Here is a 14495-nt window from a genome sequence, read left to right on the forward strand (position 1 = left end):
TAGCCCTACCTTTGCACTCTCAAAACTCATAGCAACTAATAGACAAGAATGATCAACCCGGTTATCATATTCGGAACTGGCCCTATGGGGCACCATGCCATGGAAATTTTCGAAAGCAATGGAGTAACGATATATGGATTCCTGGAGGAGGATGCCTCCCGCCACGGCACAGAACTTAATAGTATCTCTATCCTGGGCAGGCCTGATGATGATGGTTTTCTAAAGTTGATTGGAAAGAAATGCGACGCCTTTGTTGCCAGCGATGACAATGCTTACCGCAAGTCGATGGTGAAAATGCTCAACGAAAGGAGGCAAGTGCAGCCAGTGAATGCCGTGCACAAAAGAGCCGTGTTGGGCGTGTCGGTATCCCTTGGGCATGGCAATATGATCAACTCAGGCGCTATTGTGGAAGGCGGAGCAACCATAGGACAGCATTGTGTGATTCACTCAAATGCTGTGGTTGGGTCCATGTCCAAACTGGGCGACTATGTGCAGATAGGCATTGGTAGCATTATCAATTCCAATGTGGAGATAGCAGATGAAGCATTTATCGGAAGCGGAGTAACAATTGTGGCAGGCGTGAAAATTGGTAAAAAAGCCAGGATTGGGGCAGGTTCAGTTGTTATTGCCAGCGTGAAAGACGGAGAAACAGTATTTGGAAACCCGGCGCAAGCCGTTAAATAAGTTAAATCTAACAGCTAAAGGCCAAGTGCCAATAGCAGAAAAGTAACACCTTGTTGAAGCAAGGCAGAGTTATAAAAATGAAAAATTACAGCATACTTCTTTATTACTGCTATGCCAGGATCGAGGATCCGGAGGCGTTCAGAGAGCAGCATCACCTTTACTGTATCGAAAACAACCTGAAGGGAAGAATCATCATCGCCCACGAAGGCATCAACGGAACCATTAGTGGGGGCAGAGAAGATTGCCAGCGCTATATGGACGATCTGAAGGCCGACCCCAGGTTCGCCCATACCGACTTCAAGGTGGATCACAACGATGCCAATGCGTTTGCAAAGCTGCAAGTGCGTGTTAAGCCTGAGATTGTTCATTCCAGCCTGAGTCATATCGATCCCAATCAGCGCACAGGCACTTATGTGGAGCCCGCCGAGTTCAGGGAAATTCTGAAGAACAAGACAGATGATGTGGTTATTTTAGATGTCAGGTCTAACTATGAGCACTCTTTAGGCAAGTTCAAAAATGCTGTTACGCTCGATATCGAAAACTTTCGTGACTTCCCTGAAAAGGTGGAGGAGCTGAAGGCTTTAAAAGATAAAAAGATAGTGACCTATTGTACTGGTGGTATTAAGTGTGAAAAAGCCAGCGCCTTTTTGTTGGAGCAGGGCTTTGAAAACGTCTACCAGCTTCATGGGGGCATTATCAAATACGGCATGGAAGAGGCTACGCAGGGTGAGGACTTCGAAGGCAAGTGCTATGTGTTTGACAACCGGGTGGCGGTAGAGGTGAATAAGGTTAATCCGAAGGTAGTGTCAACCTGCTACGTATGTGGCACACATAGCGACCGCATGGTGAACTGTGCCAATGCTGAATGCAATCGCCATGTCCCAATCTGTGAGAAATGTGGATGGGAAATGGAAGGCGCTTGTTCCGAAGAATGCAAATCTCATTCCGATAAAAGACCGTATGATGGCACCGGCTACTACCAGAAGGAGATGAATGGTTATAATCCTTACAGAGGACTGTACAGGAAGAAAGAAGAACCGCAAGGTGCAACCGACGAGCGCTGATGGCAAAAATTCCTGAGTCAGAGCTTATCCTCAATTCCGATGGTAGTGTTTACCATCTCAGCCTCAGGCCTGAGCACATTGCTGATACCATCATAGCAGTAGGAGACCCGGGCCGGGTGCATCAGGTAAGTCAATATTTCGACTCAATAGAGTTTGAGATGAACAAGCGGGAGTTCATTACTCACACTGGCTATCTCAACAAAAAGAGAGTGACAGTTATCAGCTCTGGCATTGGCACCGACAACGTTGAGATACTATTGACCGAACTCGATGCGCTGGTCAACATTGACCTGGCCAAACGGGAGCCAAAGAAGAAACTCAAGAGTCTTAATATTATTCGTATAGGCACTTCTGGTGCCATGCAGGAGGATATCAAATTGGGAAGTTATGTTGTCTCAGAGAACGCCATCGGCTTTGATACACTAGGCTTTTTTTATCCTTACCATCAGTCGGCCAGGGAAACAAAGATAGCGGCCAAGCTGAAAGAGGCCATCTCTTTGGAGTTCATGCCGTATATCATCAGCGGATCCGAAAAATTGATCGAAAAATACGCCTTTGACATGGTCAAGGGAAATACGGTCACCGCACCCGGGTTTTATGCGCCGCAAGGGAGAGCACTTCGCCTGCCCATCAAGCATCCTAATTTGGTGGATCAGCTGATGTACTTTCACGAGGGCGATTTTTGGATCACCAATTTTGAAATGGAAACCGCCGGCTACTATGGATTGTCTCGCATGATGGGACATAACATGATCAGCCTTAATGCGATTGTTGTGAACAGAGCAAAAGGTACCTTTTCAAAGAACCCCCTGAAGGTTGTTGACGGTCTGATTAAAAAAGTGCTTTCCAGAATCTAGCCCCAGACCAGCCAAAGCTCACATTTAAAAATAAATTTGATGCTAATGAAACATTTAGGCATCTATTTGTGTATATACATGTATGTACATACATTTGTATTATTAAACATCTAAAAACTTATGTTAAGCGCAATTTTCACATCATTAGTACTTCTTGTCGGCAGCCCTTCGGCTGATGACATAAAAGCTGTTTACAAAGTCAACACAGTAGAAAGCAAGGTAATTTGGACTGGCGAGAAACTAGCCGGAAGTCACACAGGCACAATTAATTTGATTCAGGGTGACCTTCAGTTCGACGGCGATAAATTAGCAGGCGGTTCGTTCACTATCGACATGAACTCAATTGTAGACACAGATCTCGAAGGTGAATACAAAGGCAAATTGGAAGGGCACCTTAAGTCTGACGACTTTTTTGGAGTAGCCACTTACCCCACCGCATCTTTCAAAATTACCAGCGTGAAATCGACAGGTAACAACAAATACGATGTAACCGGCGACATCACTATCAAAGGAACAACTGAGAAAATCACTTTTCCTGCAGAGTTAGCTGTCAATGGAAGCAAAGTAACTGCCACCTCTAAGATTACTGTGGACAGGTCTAAATTTAATGTAAAGTATGGCTCCAAAAGCTTCTTTGCAGAGATAGGAGACAAAGTGATTTACGACGAATTTGTACTTGACGTAACCCTTGTAGCGGCCAAGTAATTTAACCCAGTATTAAAGTGGAAGAGCCGGATCGGGAAACTGACCCGGTTTTTTTGTTTTGGCACGCACTTTGTATTCGGTAGATTACTTTTTAGAAAACGGATTATTTAATCAACAAATAGAATGACCATGAAGAATTTTTTAGTCTCGGCCCTAATCCTGATGTCAGGAGCGGCTAATGCTCAACAGATTGTTACGGATTTCGAATCGCAGAAAAAGAGTATCATCAAAATGGAGTTTTTCTCTCCATTGACAGGCAACACCACCTTTGGATATGAAAGATATATCAAAGACTGGGTGTCATGGGAAGCCAAAGTAGGGATTATCGGCCTAGGCCTGGATCCAAACGAAATTGACCCAAGTGGCGTGCTTTTCAGAGTGGGGCCTAAGTTTAAGCTAAACCCAGATTTTGTAGCTGACGGCATGAAAGGATCGCACTTGCTAAGTGGAAAATACATCAGGCCTGAGGTGGCTATGAGCTTTTTTACACAGGACAATATTGTGTACGACGAATTTACTGGTAATGAGTCGAGGAACAGGGAAGATTATTCTGCTGTGGCTATTCTGCTGAACTACGGCCGTCAGTACGTGCTGGCAGACATTATGAGCCTCGACTACCATGTCGGCCTGGGCTATGGGTTCAACAGCGGAGGCGAGGGAAGATACAGCTACAGTCACGCTGCCGGTGGAAGAGACTTTCCAATTGCGGTGTCAGCAGGATTTACCATTGGACTCCTTTTGAAGTAAGAAACAGGGCCTGGGAATATTGTAGCCGTCTGGTGGGGTCAAACTTACCGGGCGGCTATTTCTTTTTTCTACCGAGGTTCCAGATGGTTTCTGCTTTTTTTCCCAATAGCCAGAAGGCTACAGCCAAAATCATGAAAAATACGGCTTTGTGCAATGTATCCCAGCCGTACTCTACATAGCGTGATAGCAGGTTGACGAGTAAAAAAACTATGCCGAAGTCCCTGCTAAGAAAATCGTCATTCTTTAATCCATAAATGATAGCCCCTACACTAACCGCCGCCATGAGTACTGCCCAACCCCACAACTCCACCTGGCTAACCTGGCTCCAGATATTAAAATCGGTGTGGTTGCCAAAAATGGACAGAAACCAAAGAGAGGTAAATAGCTGAAATAGGCCAAATCCGTACGTGATAGGCTGAAATGGGGATAATTTTGTGCGCCCGATCAGAAAAGAGCCACCTACTATTAGGAAACTGAATACCGTATACCGCAACGGGTAGTTCATGCCCCAGAACAAACCTTCCCAGTTAGTGACGTAACCTGTTTCTGTCCCAAACCACGCACCAAAGGCCACAAGGAAGAAAAGCCAGATGACCTGCGACCAAAGACTGTAGGCCACCACGGCATAGATGGCCGTGAGCAAAAGAATAAGCAGGGAAAAATGCCCGGATCCGGTGTCAAACTGCAAGCCAAGAAAGGTAGCGGAGACAGCAGTACTTATCACGCCCAGAATGAAGAGTGTTTCGTTACTGTAAATCTGATCTGGTTTATTGGTTTTACGTCTGTAGCCAAATGCATACAAACCAAAGGCTAAGGCAGCAAAAAGCAGGCTTTTTACCCAGTGAGGCGCATCTATCAGGTCTTCTATGAATTGGAGAATCCATTCGTCCGCCAGCAAAAGAAAAACACTGACAATGATGGAGCCAATAGCAAACAGGAAGGCGTAGAAGGCCAGTTTTTGCCAGTCGAAGCCAACGGGCTGCACATCGTTTGTGAGCTTGTCCGAAGTTTTATCGTCGATAAGGCCAACGTCTTTCCAATGAGCAATCGCCTTTTTGATTATTTCAGCCTCTTTCTTGCCTGTTTGCAGCATGCATTATGCGTTTAGCTCAGAGAGCTCAAGCCACCGGAGCTCCTTTTCTTCCAGCAAGGTATCAATTTCTTCTATTTTTGACGCCCATTCGGTAAGCTCCTCGTGGGAGCCGTTTCCGCCGTTTAGCTTCAGGATGAACCCTTTTTTCTTCTCTTCTAACTGTTTCAACTCCGCTTCAATACCTTCCAGCTCTCTTTTTTCTTTGTAGGACAGCGCTTTTTTTTCTGTTGGCTTTACTACTTCCTTCGGTTTTTCCTTCGGTGCAGGTTTTTCCAGCTTGGCCGCTTTCTCTGCTTGTTGCTCACGGAAGTCGGTGTAGTTGCCCGGGAAGTCGTGGATGACTCCGCCGCCTTCAAATACAAACAGGTGGTCGGTGGTGCGGTCGAGGAAGTACCGGTCGTGAGACACCACCATCAGGCAGCCAGGAAAGCCTTCCAGAAAGTCTTCCAGTACGTTCAACGTGGTAATGTCGAGATCATTGGTAGGCTCATCTAGGATCAGGAAATTTGGGTTTTTAGCAAGGATCAAAAGCAGTTGCAGTCTTCTCTTTTCACCGCCACTCAGCTTTCCGATTATTTGATATTGCTTTTCAGGCGGGAAAAGAAACCTCGTAAGCAGTTGCGACGCAGTAATGATTGTGCCGTCAGGCCCCGGATGCACCTCAGCAACTTCTTTTACAGCCTCAATTACTTTCTGGCTATCGTCGAACGTAAAATCTTCCTGGGTATAGTACCCAAACATGGTATTGACACCTTTGTCGGTAGTGCCAGTATTTGGCAACTGCTTGCCGGTGAGGATGTTAAGAAAAGTTGTTTTACCAGCACCGTTCTTTCCAACAATACCGATCCTGTCGTTCTTCTTAAAGGTGTAATTGAACTTATTGAGAATTGTGACATCGTCGTAGGCGTGGGATACATCCTTCAGCTCCATGATTTTACCACCCAGTCGGCGGCCTTCCGCATGAAGTTCCACTTTATCTTGTCCAAGTTTTTTCGAGGCTGTTTCTTTGATCCCTTCAAAAGCCTCCACTCTGTACTTCGCTTTGGTTCCCCTGGCTCTGGGCTGTTTTCTGATCCAGTCCAGCTCCTTTTTCATCAGGTTGCGGGCCTTGTCGACAACCGTTGATTCGAGTGCCTGCCGTTCAGCTTTTTTCTCAAGGAAATAGGCGTAGTTGCCCTGGTAGCGGTTCATTTGCCCGCCATCCAGCTCGAATATCAGATTGCAGACATTATCGAGGAAGTACCGGTCGTGAGTGATGAGCAGGAGAGTAGTGTTTTGTGTCGCAAGGTGCTTTTCTAACCATTCCACGGTTGACAGGTCGAGATGGTTGGTAGGTTCGTCGAGCAGCAACACATCAGGTTGCTCGATGAGGATTTTGGCCAGTGCCACCCGCTTTTTTTGCCCGCCCGAGAGAGTGCCCATGAGTATGTCCACATCTAGCAATCCCATTTGCCCGATTACCTGGCGCACAAATGCCTCAAAATCCCAGGCTTGTAGCTCGTCCATTTTTTCAAGTACTCCCTCAGGAAAATCTTTGCCGTGGTGCTCCGCCTGGTACATGGCCTCTTCGTAATCACGAATGGCCCGAATCATTGGGGAGTTGGCTTCGAAGAGGGTATCTAAAATGGATGTTTGCGGATCAAACTCCGGCTGCTGTGGCAGGTAAGAAACCTTGAAGTCTTTCCGGGTGGACACTTTACCGCCGTCTGGCGCTTCCCAGCCGGCAATGGTCTTAAGAAGCGTCGATTTGCCACATCCATTCACCCCGATGATGGCTGCTTTTTCGCCTTGACTAAGGCCAAAGGTTAGGTTGGTAAATAGGGGCTTATCGGTAAAGGATTTAGCTAAATTTTCGACAGAAATAATATTCATTGAGCCTGCAGCAGTTAATTGAAATTTGATTCAGGGTGCAAAAGTACCAGTTGCAAACCACGATTAACTAATAACAGCCAACAAATAACTTTCGTGCTAACTCTTCATTTTCTTAAAAGCAGCTTCCGCAGCGGCTCGCAGTTCACCAATGGCCTTTTCAAGGTGTTCCCTTACTTCGATCCATTTGGGCTCATTTTTAGTTTTGAAAGACTCAAACTCTTCTTCCAGCTTTTCTTTCTGGCCTTTGAGCTCCGCTATTTTCTCTTCTATTTCGTCAGTCAAACCATCCTTTTTCTTTTTGCCTTCAACGATCAACTGGTCAATTTTCTTACCGAGTTCGGAAAGCAGTGATTCTACTTTGCCTTGTTCTTCTTGCGACATATCGAAAGGATTTAGATTTATAGTGGAAGGTAGAAGGATCGGATGATTTATGCAATGACTTTTACCCCTTTGCGCACGACTTTCAGTTTAACCTTGTTTACTTTGGCCCTCGCTTCGCCGTCGATGTGGAGGTAAATGCCTTTTTTCGACTCAATCGTTGCATTCTTCACCGCATACTCTTTTTGAAGCCTCGATTGATGGATCGACTTGCTGAAAAGCTGCCACACAAGAAAAGGCACATCTAACCATTGAAATTTCTTAAGCACCACGATATTCACCTTGCCGTCGTCGAGTTCGGCTTTGGGGGCAATGAAGGCGTTGTTGCCAAACTGCGTGCTGTTAGCAAAGCTTACCATCATGGCTTTCTCTTTGATGGTTTTGCCTTTGAAGGAGATTTTGACCGGGCGGTCTTTTGACTTGCCGAACTCTTGCAGCGTGACTTTTGCGTATGACTTGAGTCCCCTCACTTTCAAATTTTTGAATTTATGAGCGACTTTGGCGTCGAAGCCTATGCCCGCCACGTTAACGAAGCTGTCGTCGTTGATTTTTACGTAGTCGATTGCTCTCACTTTCCCTTTGTTAAGGATTTGGAAAGCACCTTCTATGTTCATCGGGATGTGTAGCGTGCGGGCCAGCCCGTTACCCGAGCCAGAAGGAATCACTCCAAACCACTTTTTACTGTCGAGCACGCCTTTGAAAACCTCATTTACTGTACCGTCGCCGCCTACAGCAATGAAGCCGTCAAACTCATCGAACCTCTTTTGAATTGTTGCGGTGCCATCGCCAGCATGCCGAGTCACATGCATTTCATAGCTGAAGCGATTATGGTCGAGCCACTTCTTAATCAGCGTTTCTTCAAACTTGTGGGTGCGGGTGCCAGCGGTGGGATTGACGATGAAGAGGATTTTCTTTCTCTTGGGCATTTTACTCTTTGAAAAGTGGCACAAAGGTAAACCTTTCGCCATCAAAAAGTCCGTGGTCACTTAACTTTAACATAGGGATAACAAGCAGTGCCATAAAAGATAGGGTCATAAATGGTGCTGAAAGTTTTGATCCCAGCTCTTTGGCCATCAGGTCAATTTCCTGGTACTTTTTACCCACAGTATAGCCGTCTTCCACAGCCATCAATCCGGCAACCGGTAATGGTAACACCTTTTGCTTTCCCTTTCCAATAGCAGCTACTCCGCCTTTGTTTTCAACCAATAGGTTGACTGCTTCGCAAATGGCTTCGTTGGATACGCCGATGGCCAGGATGTTGTGCGAGTCGTGCCCGACGGTGGAAGCAATGGCGCCTTGCTTCAGTCCAAAGTTACGGATGTAGGCGATGGCTGGTGGTTGATCGCTGTAACGGTTGATGACGGCAAATTTCAAGACATCATGTTCGACAGAAGTCTGTGTGTCGGTACCTAGCAGGCTTGAATCAAACCAGCTTTCTTTTGTGATTAACTGGCCGTCGAGGGCATCGATGACTCTTACCTGCGAACCACCTACTTTGAGGTGGAAGTCAGTTGGTTTTTTCGGTTGGCAATTGAATTGATTGATAGGGGTACAAGGTTTGGTGCCGAAAAGGGCCTTTCCATGTTCGGCTACTTTTTGCCCGTCGATCCAGGTTTCCAGGACGCCAAAGCTTTCGATGCTGCCTACCACAATAAAATCGGCCGGATCGCCCTTTTGCAGCAGACCAACATTCAGTCGATAGTGTTTGACGGGGTTGATGCATGCTGCTGCCAGCACATCGAAAAGGTCATGCCCTTTAACTAAGGCCCGCACTACTAGTTGATTGATATGCCCTTCGATGAGGTTGTCAGGGTGTTTGTCGTCGGAGCAAAACATGAGTTGGCTGGCGTGCTCCTTCATCAGCGGAATAAGTGCTTCGAAGTTCTTGGCAGCACTTCCTTCCCTGATAAGGATTTTCATGCCGTGCTTCATTTTGTCAAGTGCCTCATCTAAAGTGAAGCATTCGTGGTCGGTGCTTATACCGGCAGCGACGTAGTTGGCGGCTTGCTCTCCTTTGAGTCCTGGAGCATGGCCGTCTACAGGCTTGCCATGCTTCTGCGCTACTTTGATTTTGTCCATCACCAGTGCATCCCGATGCAGCACCCCCGGCCAGTTCATCATTTCAGCCAGGTATTTGATCTCAGGTTTAGAAAGCAGATAATCAATATCCTCAGCGGTGATGATGGCTCCTGCTGTTTCGAACGGCGTGGCGGGCACACATGACGGTGCTCCGAAGTTGAACTTCAGGGGAACGGTTTTGGCATTTTCAATCATGAACTCAACGCCCGCCACGCCCAGCACATTGCCGATCTCATGTGGATCGGACACCGTGGCAACTGTACCATGCGTAACGGCCAGTTTCGCAAATTCAGACGGCACAAGCATCGAGCTTTCAATGTGCACATGAGCATCTACAAAGCCGGGAAGAATGAACTGGGACGGAGCCTCTTTTAGCTCATCAATATTTTTAATGACGCCAGCTTCTATGGTGAGTCTGCCGGGGTAGATTCTTTTGCTCTCAATGTCGATTATTTGTCCTTCCATTTTTTGTCTCTACTTGGATTTATCGGATTGAAAGATGATAAGATTAGTATTTTAGTTGTCTGAAATTATTTGAATCCAAACTTTATCAGAAGCCATGATTTACGAAGAACTCACACATCGGATAATTGGGTGCGCAATGAAGGTGCATACCTTTCTAGGAAACGGTTTTCAAGAGGTAATATACCAAAGAGCCCTTGCAATCGAAATGGAAAAACAAGGTCTTGGGTATGCAAGAGAGATGGAAATGACCATCTATTATGAAGGAATTGATATTGGGACTCGCAGAGTGGACTTTTTCGTTGAAGATAAGATCATGGTTGAGTTGAAAGCAGTGATCGAATTGAACGATAATCATCTTAACCAATGCAGAAACTACCTGGAAGCTTACAATTTACCTGTTGGTCTCTTAATCAATTTTGGTAGCCGCAGCCTTCAATATAAGAGAGTCTATAATACCAAACACCCAGATGTTAAGGCTAAGAAGTAACTACCGAAGCATTTCCTGACCTTACTCGAAAATCCTAAAATCTTTTCATCCAAGAAATCCTAGTAAAGACAGGAAATGATTAATTAGACCACACATTCAAGTTGTGTTAAGATATTATTTCAGCCCTCAATACTTCAAAACAATTGACGGATCAACGGGCCACCGGCCAAAAGACTTGCCATAAACGGCCAAGCCACCTTCACCCTCAGTCCTTATTTCGACAACAAGTTTGCCGGTAGTAGCAGCGTCCTTCAGCATTCTCTTTGAAACCGGCACCTTGGTCAGGTAACCATAAGAGCCTGCCTCTCTCAGTTTTTTGTCTTGCAGCTGGTGGTGCCAGCTCAAGATTCCTTTGTGGTCGGCCGGGTCATCGTTGAGGGTGGTAGTTTGCACCTTGGTGCCATTTAACCAAATGGAGACGGTAGATGGAAACATCGTCTCGTCGGTCATTGGGTAAGAGTTGGGGTTACTGCTTGGTTCGGCTCTTGCTCCCAGCATGTAGTCCTTATTGGTATCGAATTGCTCCCGGTCTTTGGCAAACAACTCCTTGGCAGAAATTTCTACCAGAAAGTAAGCTTCTTTGGCTTTTGCGGTTTCAGTTCCGCTTAGGTCAAAGGTGTATTCGAAGCTGCCCTTTCCGGCACCATTTACCTTTAACCCATCCAGTACAGTCCATTGTTTTTCGCTCCACTCCGCTTTGGTGAAAGAAGCCGGAGCAACACTGATCACCTCTGTTTTTGCCACCTTGTCGGTTCCGGTTACTTCAAAGGTCGTAAAATTGCGGTGCACCACTTTGCCACTCATGGCTTCCAGTCTCAACTTGAGGATAGACAAGCCAGCTATTGAAGGCATTGTCACTTCTATTGGGGTTGGTGTCGATTGAATATATGGCTCATAGTCTGTCAATTGACTGCCTTGTTTGATGGTTGACGTTTCGCCGAGGTAGTTGGTGTGTGTCAGCTCGTACACTATCTTTAGCTGGCTGCCCATTTCCGCACTGCTCATTGAAGAAAGGTAAAGTGGCACGCTGACTGTTTCTCCGCCCTTTACCGTTTTGCTGATTTCATTGCCAGTAGAAAGGTAAACCAGGGAATGAAAGTCGTTAGTGGTCATTCCTGCAACTATGTCGCCTAGCCCGGTTTTCTTTTCCGTCCTGTCGAAGCGCCAGTAGCCGTTCCACTCGTTGATTACGTCGTGGTGCTCGGTATACAGCCAGCCTGACATAAATGGGTATTTGCGGAAGGTGTTCATCATGCGGTGGTAGTCCCACGTCCAGTCCACGTCGCCGGTGCTGCCATCATAGCCCCACACATTGCCGCACTCCGAATTGATATTGGGTTGATTGCCTTGTTTGAAGCCGTCTTCAAAGTCGTAAGTGCTGCCCGGATAGGTATTTTTCTCCAGGTTGGCCATAAAAGCCTCCCATTCCCAGCCAGGTAAGTAGGCGTGCCATGAGTTGATGTCGGTTTCGGTGTGACCTGCCCCGCAGCAGATGGAGTTGTCTTCTACCAATCGACTTCCATCCAGCGACTTGGTCAGGTAATACATGGAGGCTACCCAATTTTGCGTTCTCGGCAGGTACTTGTTCTCCTTTTTGCCATCGACCTCCACAGCAGTTCTCAGGCCCCATGTTTCGTTGAAAACAATCCATGAAAAAATCGCTGGATGGTTGTAGTCTCTTTTGATCATTTCCCGAAGAGTGAATTCTGCTTCAGCTTGCATTTTCTCTTCTGGTTCTCCCCAGCTATTAGGTAAGTCGGCCATCACAAGCAGGCCTAGCTTATCGGCCCAATACAATTTGCGGGGCACCTCGACTTTGATATGGACACGGATGCCGTTCAGTCCGATGGATTTGCTTCGCTCAATTTCCTCACGCATGAACTGGTCAGAAGGGAAAGTGTAGAAACCATCGGGGTGATAAGATTGATCCAAAGTAAGCTGAACGTAGATTGGGTTGTTGTTCAGAGCAATGTAGGGATAGTCTGTTCCCGGGAGGTTTACGACGGAGATCTTGCGCATGCCAAAGTAGGTGCTGACTTTGTCGTTGCCCAGCGTCGCTTCGGCAGTATAGAGAAAAGGGTCTTCAAGGCTCCAAAGGTGAGCGTTCGGTATATTAATACTGAACCGCACCTTGTTTTTTCCTTTTGTGATAGTCGCTTCCTGTGAGATCGGCGTTGGTGTACCTTTAATTGTGACCGTTACTTTGAGATCCTCCGCTGCTTCCTCTGGCAAATAGGCTGTTACATCAACTTTGTTGTTGTCGATATCGGGGGTGAAATGAACGGCCTCCAGGTAGTTGTTTCCTCTGGCCTCCAGATAAACGGTTTGCCATAGACCTCTGGCATTGCCATAGCCTTGCTTGCCATACAAAGTAAAATCTCTGCGGACGTCATCTACCCGAATGACCAATTTTTGAGTTTGGCCATATTTCACAAATGGAGTAAGATCGAACGAAAATGGAGTATAGCCACCCTGATGACTGCCAAGCTTTTGCCCATCAAGCCAAACAGTGGTCTCCCAGTCGGAGGCACCTATGGTCACGAACGTTTTTTTGCCTTTCCAACTTGGGTCGATGGTGATTTCTCTTTTGTACCAGGCGATGTCCGCTTCGTCTTTTACGCCGGAGAGGGTGGAGCCCCATGGAAACGGAACAAGGATGGTTTTATCAAATGCGGTACTACCCGCACTCCAGTTTGCGTTCAAGCCTTCATTGTTTGCATCAAACTTGAATTCCCATATGCCATTGAGATTTTTCCAATCGGCTCTTTCAAAGTCGGGTCTGGGATGCTCCGGAAGCGGAATCATCTGCGAAAAAGCGAAGAGCGAAAGTAGGGTACCGAGGCAGGTAAGCAATAAGGATTTCATAAACGAGTAGGTAAAAGTGTTGAACCCTAAATCTATGTTTAAAGCGGCCTTTTTACAAATGAAAAGTGGATCGTAGTCTGGAGAATCCAAAGCAATACAATAAGGGTTTCGTACAAAATAAAGTTAGTCTTTTGAGCTAGCACAAGAACTCACAACTAAATATAGTTAAGTACTATTGACTATATTTTTAATAATAGCTGTCATTTGTTACGTAAATACTTATATAGTAAATTGAAAATTAACTTTGTAACGAACAACAGCAATGGACAATACAGATTTTAAGATACTTGACGAGTTGGCCACCAACTCCAGAATATCTGGTGCAGACATTGCCCGGAAGATTCATTTGTCGCTACCGGCGGTGACGGAGCGGCTGCGCAAGCTCGACAAGTCGGGCGTGATCGAGCAGTATACCGTAAGGTTCAATAGGGAGATGTTGGGGCTTAAACTGCTTGCTTTTGTGCAGGTTTGGCTGGAACATGCAGGAGCCTCAAAAGCGAAGGAATACCTAATAAGCTTGCCACAGGTGTTGGAATGCCATCACATCGCAGGCGATTATGATTTACTGCTCAAAGTGTTGGTGAAAGATACGAGTGATCTGGAAGAGCTCCTTTCTAATCGAATAAAGGGCAGCCTCGCCGTGACCCGAACCAGCACAACAATTGTAATGAGCACATACAAGGAGGATATTAATATCAGATCGAAATAGATATGACCTACAGGGAAGCACAACAACTGGTAAAAAGGTTTGAAACTTGCACATTGCCGCCGACTGATTGGAGCCACTTAGCTCACTTCGTAATGGCCACATGGTATATCTATCATCATCCGGTCGTAGAAGCCAGAAAGCTCATCAAAGACGGAATAAAAAAATATAATGTCAGCAATGGCGGTAAGAACACAGAAGAGGAAGGGTACCACGAAACGACTACTGAGTTTTACATTCAGGCCATTATGCAATATCACCTCGAATTTGTAGAGGATATTGGTTTTGAAAATTTCCTCCGTGAATTGGCCTCCACAAACATTATCCATAAGGATTTTCTGCTGGGCTTCTATACAAAGGAATTACTAATGAGTAGAGACGCAAGGGTGAGTTGGGAAATTCCTGACCTGAAACCGATGTCACGGATTCGCCAGGCTATTCTTCCAACATGAGTATGGTGCGTTGACGGCCTTAGTAAGGTGCCTTAAATGAA

14 protein-coding genes are annotated in these 14495 nt (G+C 46.2%); 8 read left to right on the plus strand and 6 right to left on the minus strand.

The annotated features are described in order from the left end of the window. Positions 1-48 precede the first annotated feature (48 nt). The 5 genes from RIF36_RS24195 to RIF36_RS24215 all read left to right on the plus strand — a co-directional run bounded on the left by RIF36_RS24195 (position 49) and on the right by RIF36_RS24215 (position 4057). Positions 49-684, plus strand: coding sequence for a NeuD/PglB/VioB family sugar acetyltransferase (locus tag RIF36_RS24195; protein WP_350072257.1), 636 nt, complete (start codon positions 49-51; stop codon positions 682-684). A 77-nt stretch (positions 685-761) separates the two neighbouring features. Then, positions 762-1748, plus strand: a complete 987-nt coding sequence (trhO, locus tag RIF36_RS24200) for an oxygen-dependent tRNA uridine(34) hydroxylase TrhO (RefSeq protein WP_350119960.1) — start codon at positions 762-764, stop codon at positions 1746-1748. Continuing rightward, positions 1748-2605: a nucleoside phosphorylase gene (locus tag RIF36_RS24205; RefSeq protein ID WP_151998805.1), complete on the plus strand. Its 858-nt coding sequence runs from the start codon at positions 1748-1750 to the stop codon at positions 2603-2605. Before trhO ends, RIF36_RS24205 begins: the two co-directional genes overlap by 1 nt. Positions 2606-2725: 120 nt before the next feature. Then, the gene (locus RIF36_RS24210) at positions 2726-3310 is read left to right on the plus strand and encodes a YceI family protein (RefSeq protein ID WP_350119957.1); all 585 of its coding nucleotides are present in this window, start codon (positions 2726-2728) and stop codon (positions 3308-3310) included. Positions 3311-3439: 129 nt separating this feature from the next. Then, the gene (locus tag RIF36_RS24215; protein ID WP_350072261.1) at positions 3440-4057 is read left to right on the plus strand and encodes a hypothetical protein; all 618 of its coding nucleotides are present in this window, start codon (positions 3440-3442) and stop codon (positions 4055-4057) included. A gap of 55 nt (positions 4058-4112) precedes the next feature. Here RIF36_RS24215 and RIF36_RS24220 read toward each other — a convergent pair whose 3' ends face one another. The 5 genes from RIF36_RS24220 to ade form a co-directional block, all read right to left on the minus strand. Continuing rightward, complete coding sequence (locus tag RIF36_RS24220; RefSeq protein WP_350097771.1) at positions 4113-5150, minus strand: hypothetical protein; 1038 nt, start codon at positions 5148-5150, stop codon at positions 4113-4115. Positions 5151-5153: 3 nt separating this feature from the next. Then, positions 5154-7022 (minus strand): ABC-F family ATP-binding cassette domain-containing protein, encoded by a 1869-nt coding sequence (locus RIF36_RS24225; protein WP_350097773.1) that lies wholly within the window; start codon positions 7020-7022, stop codon positions 5154-5156. 96 nt (positions 7023-7118) lie between these two features. Further along, positions 7119-7403, minus strand: a complete 285-nt coding sequence (locus RIF36_RS24230; RefSeq protein WP_151998800.1) for a sll1863 family stress response protein — start codon at positions 7401-7403, stop codon at positions 7119-7121. Positions 7404-7450: 47 nt separating this feature from the next. Beyond that, positions 7451-8326, minus strand: coding sequence for a diacylglycerol/lipid kinase family protein (locus tag RIF36_RS24235; RefSeq protein ID WP_350119955.1), 876 nt, complete (start codon positions 8324-8326; stop codon positions 7451-7453). 1 nt (position 8327) lies between these two features. Next, positions 8328-9944 (minus strand): adenine deaminase, encoded by a 1617-nt coding sequence (ade, locus tag RIF36_RS24240; protein WP_350119952.1) that lies wholly within the window; start codon positions 9942-9944, stop codon positions 8328-8330. A gap of 94 nt (positions 9945-10038) precedes the next feature. Here ade and RIF36_RS24245 point away from each other — a divergent pair, with 94 nt between their 5' ends. Continuing rightward, positions 10039-10431, plus strand: coding sequence for a GxxExxY protein (locus RIF36_RS24245; RefSeq protein WP_350072266.1), 393 nt, complete (start codon positions 10039-10041; stop codon positions 10429-10431). Positions 10432-10557: 126 nt separating this feature from the next. Here RIF36_RS24245 and RIF36_RS24250 read toward each other — a convergent pair whose 3' ends face one another. Continuing rightward, positions 10558-13296 (minus strand): glycoside hydrolase family 2 protein, encoded by a 2739-nt coding sequence (locus RIF36_RS24250; RefSeq protein ID WP_350149690.1) that lies wholly within the window; start codon positions 13294-13296, stop codon positions 10558-10560. Positions 13297-13558: 262 nt separating this feature from the next. On the opposite strand from RIF36_RS24250, the gene RIF36_RS24255 reads away from it, so the two are divergent. Both RIF36_RS24255 and RIF36_RS24260 read left to right on the plus strand, forming a co-directional pair. Continuing rightward, on the plus strand, positions 13559-14005 hold the full coding sequence (locus RIF36_RS24255; RefSeq protein ID WP_350072268.1) for an Lrp/AsnC family transcriptional regulator: 447 nt from the start codon (positions 13559-13561) through the stop codon (positions 14003-14005). A gap of 2 nt (positions 14006-14007) precedes the next feature. Next, positions 14008-14454 carry a hypothetical protein gene (locus RIF36_RS24260; protein WP_350119946.1) on the plus strand — a complete coding sequence of 149 codons (447 nt, stop codon included), beginning with the start codon at positions 14008-14010 and terminating at the stop codon, positions 14452-14454. Positions 14455-14495 lie beyond the last annotated feature (41 nt).

Origin of the sequence: Imperialibacter sp. (assembly GCF_040222815.1) — a bacterium.
Taxonomy (GTDB): Bacteria; Bacteroidota; Bacteroidia; order Cytophagales; family Cyclobacteriaceae; genus Imperialibacter.

Bases quoted from the DNA above. Each gene is read 5' to 3' on its own strand.
- RIF36_RS24195 (WP_350072257.1), top strand. From the start codon at position 49: ATGATCAACCCGGTTATCATATTCGGAACTGGCCCTATGGGGCACCAT.
- trhO (WP_350119960.1), top strand. From the start codon at position 762: ATGAAAAATTACAGCATACTTCTTTATTACTGCTATGCCAGGATCGAG.
- RIF36_RS24205 (WP_151998805.1), top strand. From the start codon at position 1,748: ATGGCAAAAATTCCTGAGTCAGAGCTTATCCTCAATTCCGATGGTAGT.
- RIF36_RS24210 (WP_350119957.1), top strand. From the start codon at position 2,726: ATGTTAAGCGCAATTTTCACATCATTAGTACTTCTTGTCGGCAGCCCT.
- RIF36_RS24215 (WP_350072261.1), top strand. From the start codon at position 3,440: ATGAAGAATTTTTTAGTCTCGGCCCTAATCCTGATGTCAGGAGCGGCT.
- RIF36_RS24220 (WP_350097771.1), bottom strand. From the start codon at position 5,150: ATGCTGCAAACAGGCAAGAAAGAGGCTGAAATAATCAAAAAGGCGATT.
- RIF36_RS24225 (WP_350097773.1), bottom strand. From the start codon at position 7,022: ATGAATATTATTTCTGTCGAAAATTTAGCTAAATCCTTTACCGATAAG.
- RIF36_RS24230 (WP_151998800.1), bottom strand. From the start codon at position 7,403: ATGTCGCAAGAAGAACAAGGCAAAGTAGAATCACTGCTTTCCGAACTC.
- RIF36_RS24235 (WP_350119955.1), bottom strand. From the start codon at position 8,326: ATGCCCAAGAGAAAGAAAATCCTCTTCATCGTCAATCCCACCGCTGGC.
- ade (WP_350119952.1), bottom strand. From the start codon at position 9,944: ATGGAAGGACAAATAATCGACATTGAGAGCAAAAGAATCTACCCCGGC.
- RIF36_RS24245 (WP_350072266.1), top strand. From the start codon at position 10,039: ATGATTTACGAAGAACTCACACATCGGATAATTGGGTGCGCAATGAAG.
- RIF36_RS24250 (WP_350149690.1), bottom strand. From the start codon at position 13,296: ATGAAATCCTTATTGCTTACCTGCCTCGGTACCCTACTTTCGCTCTTC.
- RIF36_RS24255 (WP_350072268.1), top strand. From the start codon at position 13,559: ATGGACAATACAGATTTTAAGATACTTGACGAGTTGGCCACCAACTCC.
- RIF36_RS24260 (WP_350119946.1), top strand. From the start codon at position 14,008: ATGACCTACAGGGAAGCACAACAACTGGTAAAAAGGTTTGAAACTTGC.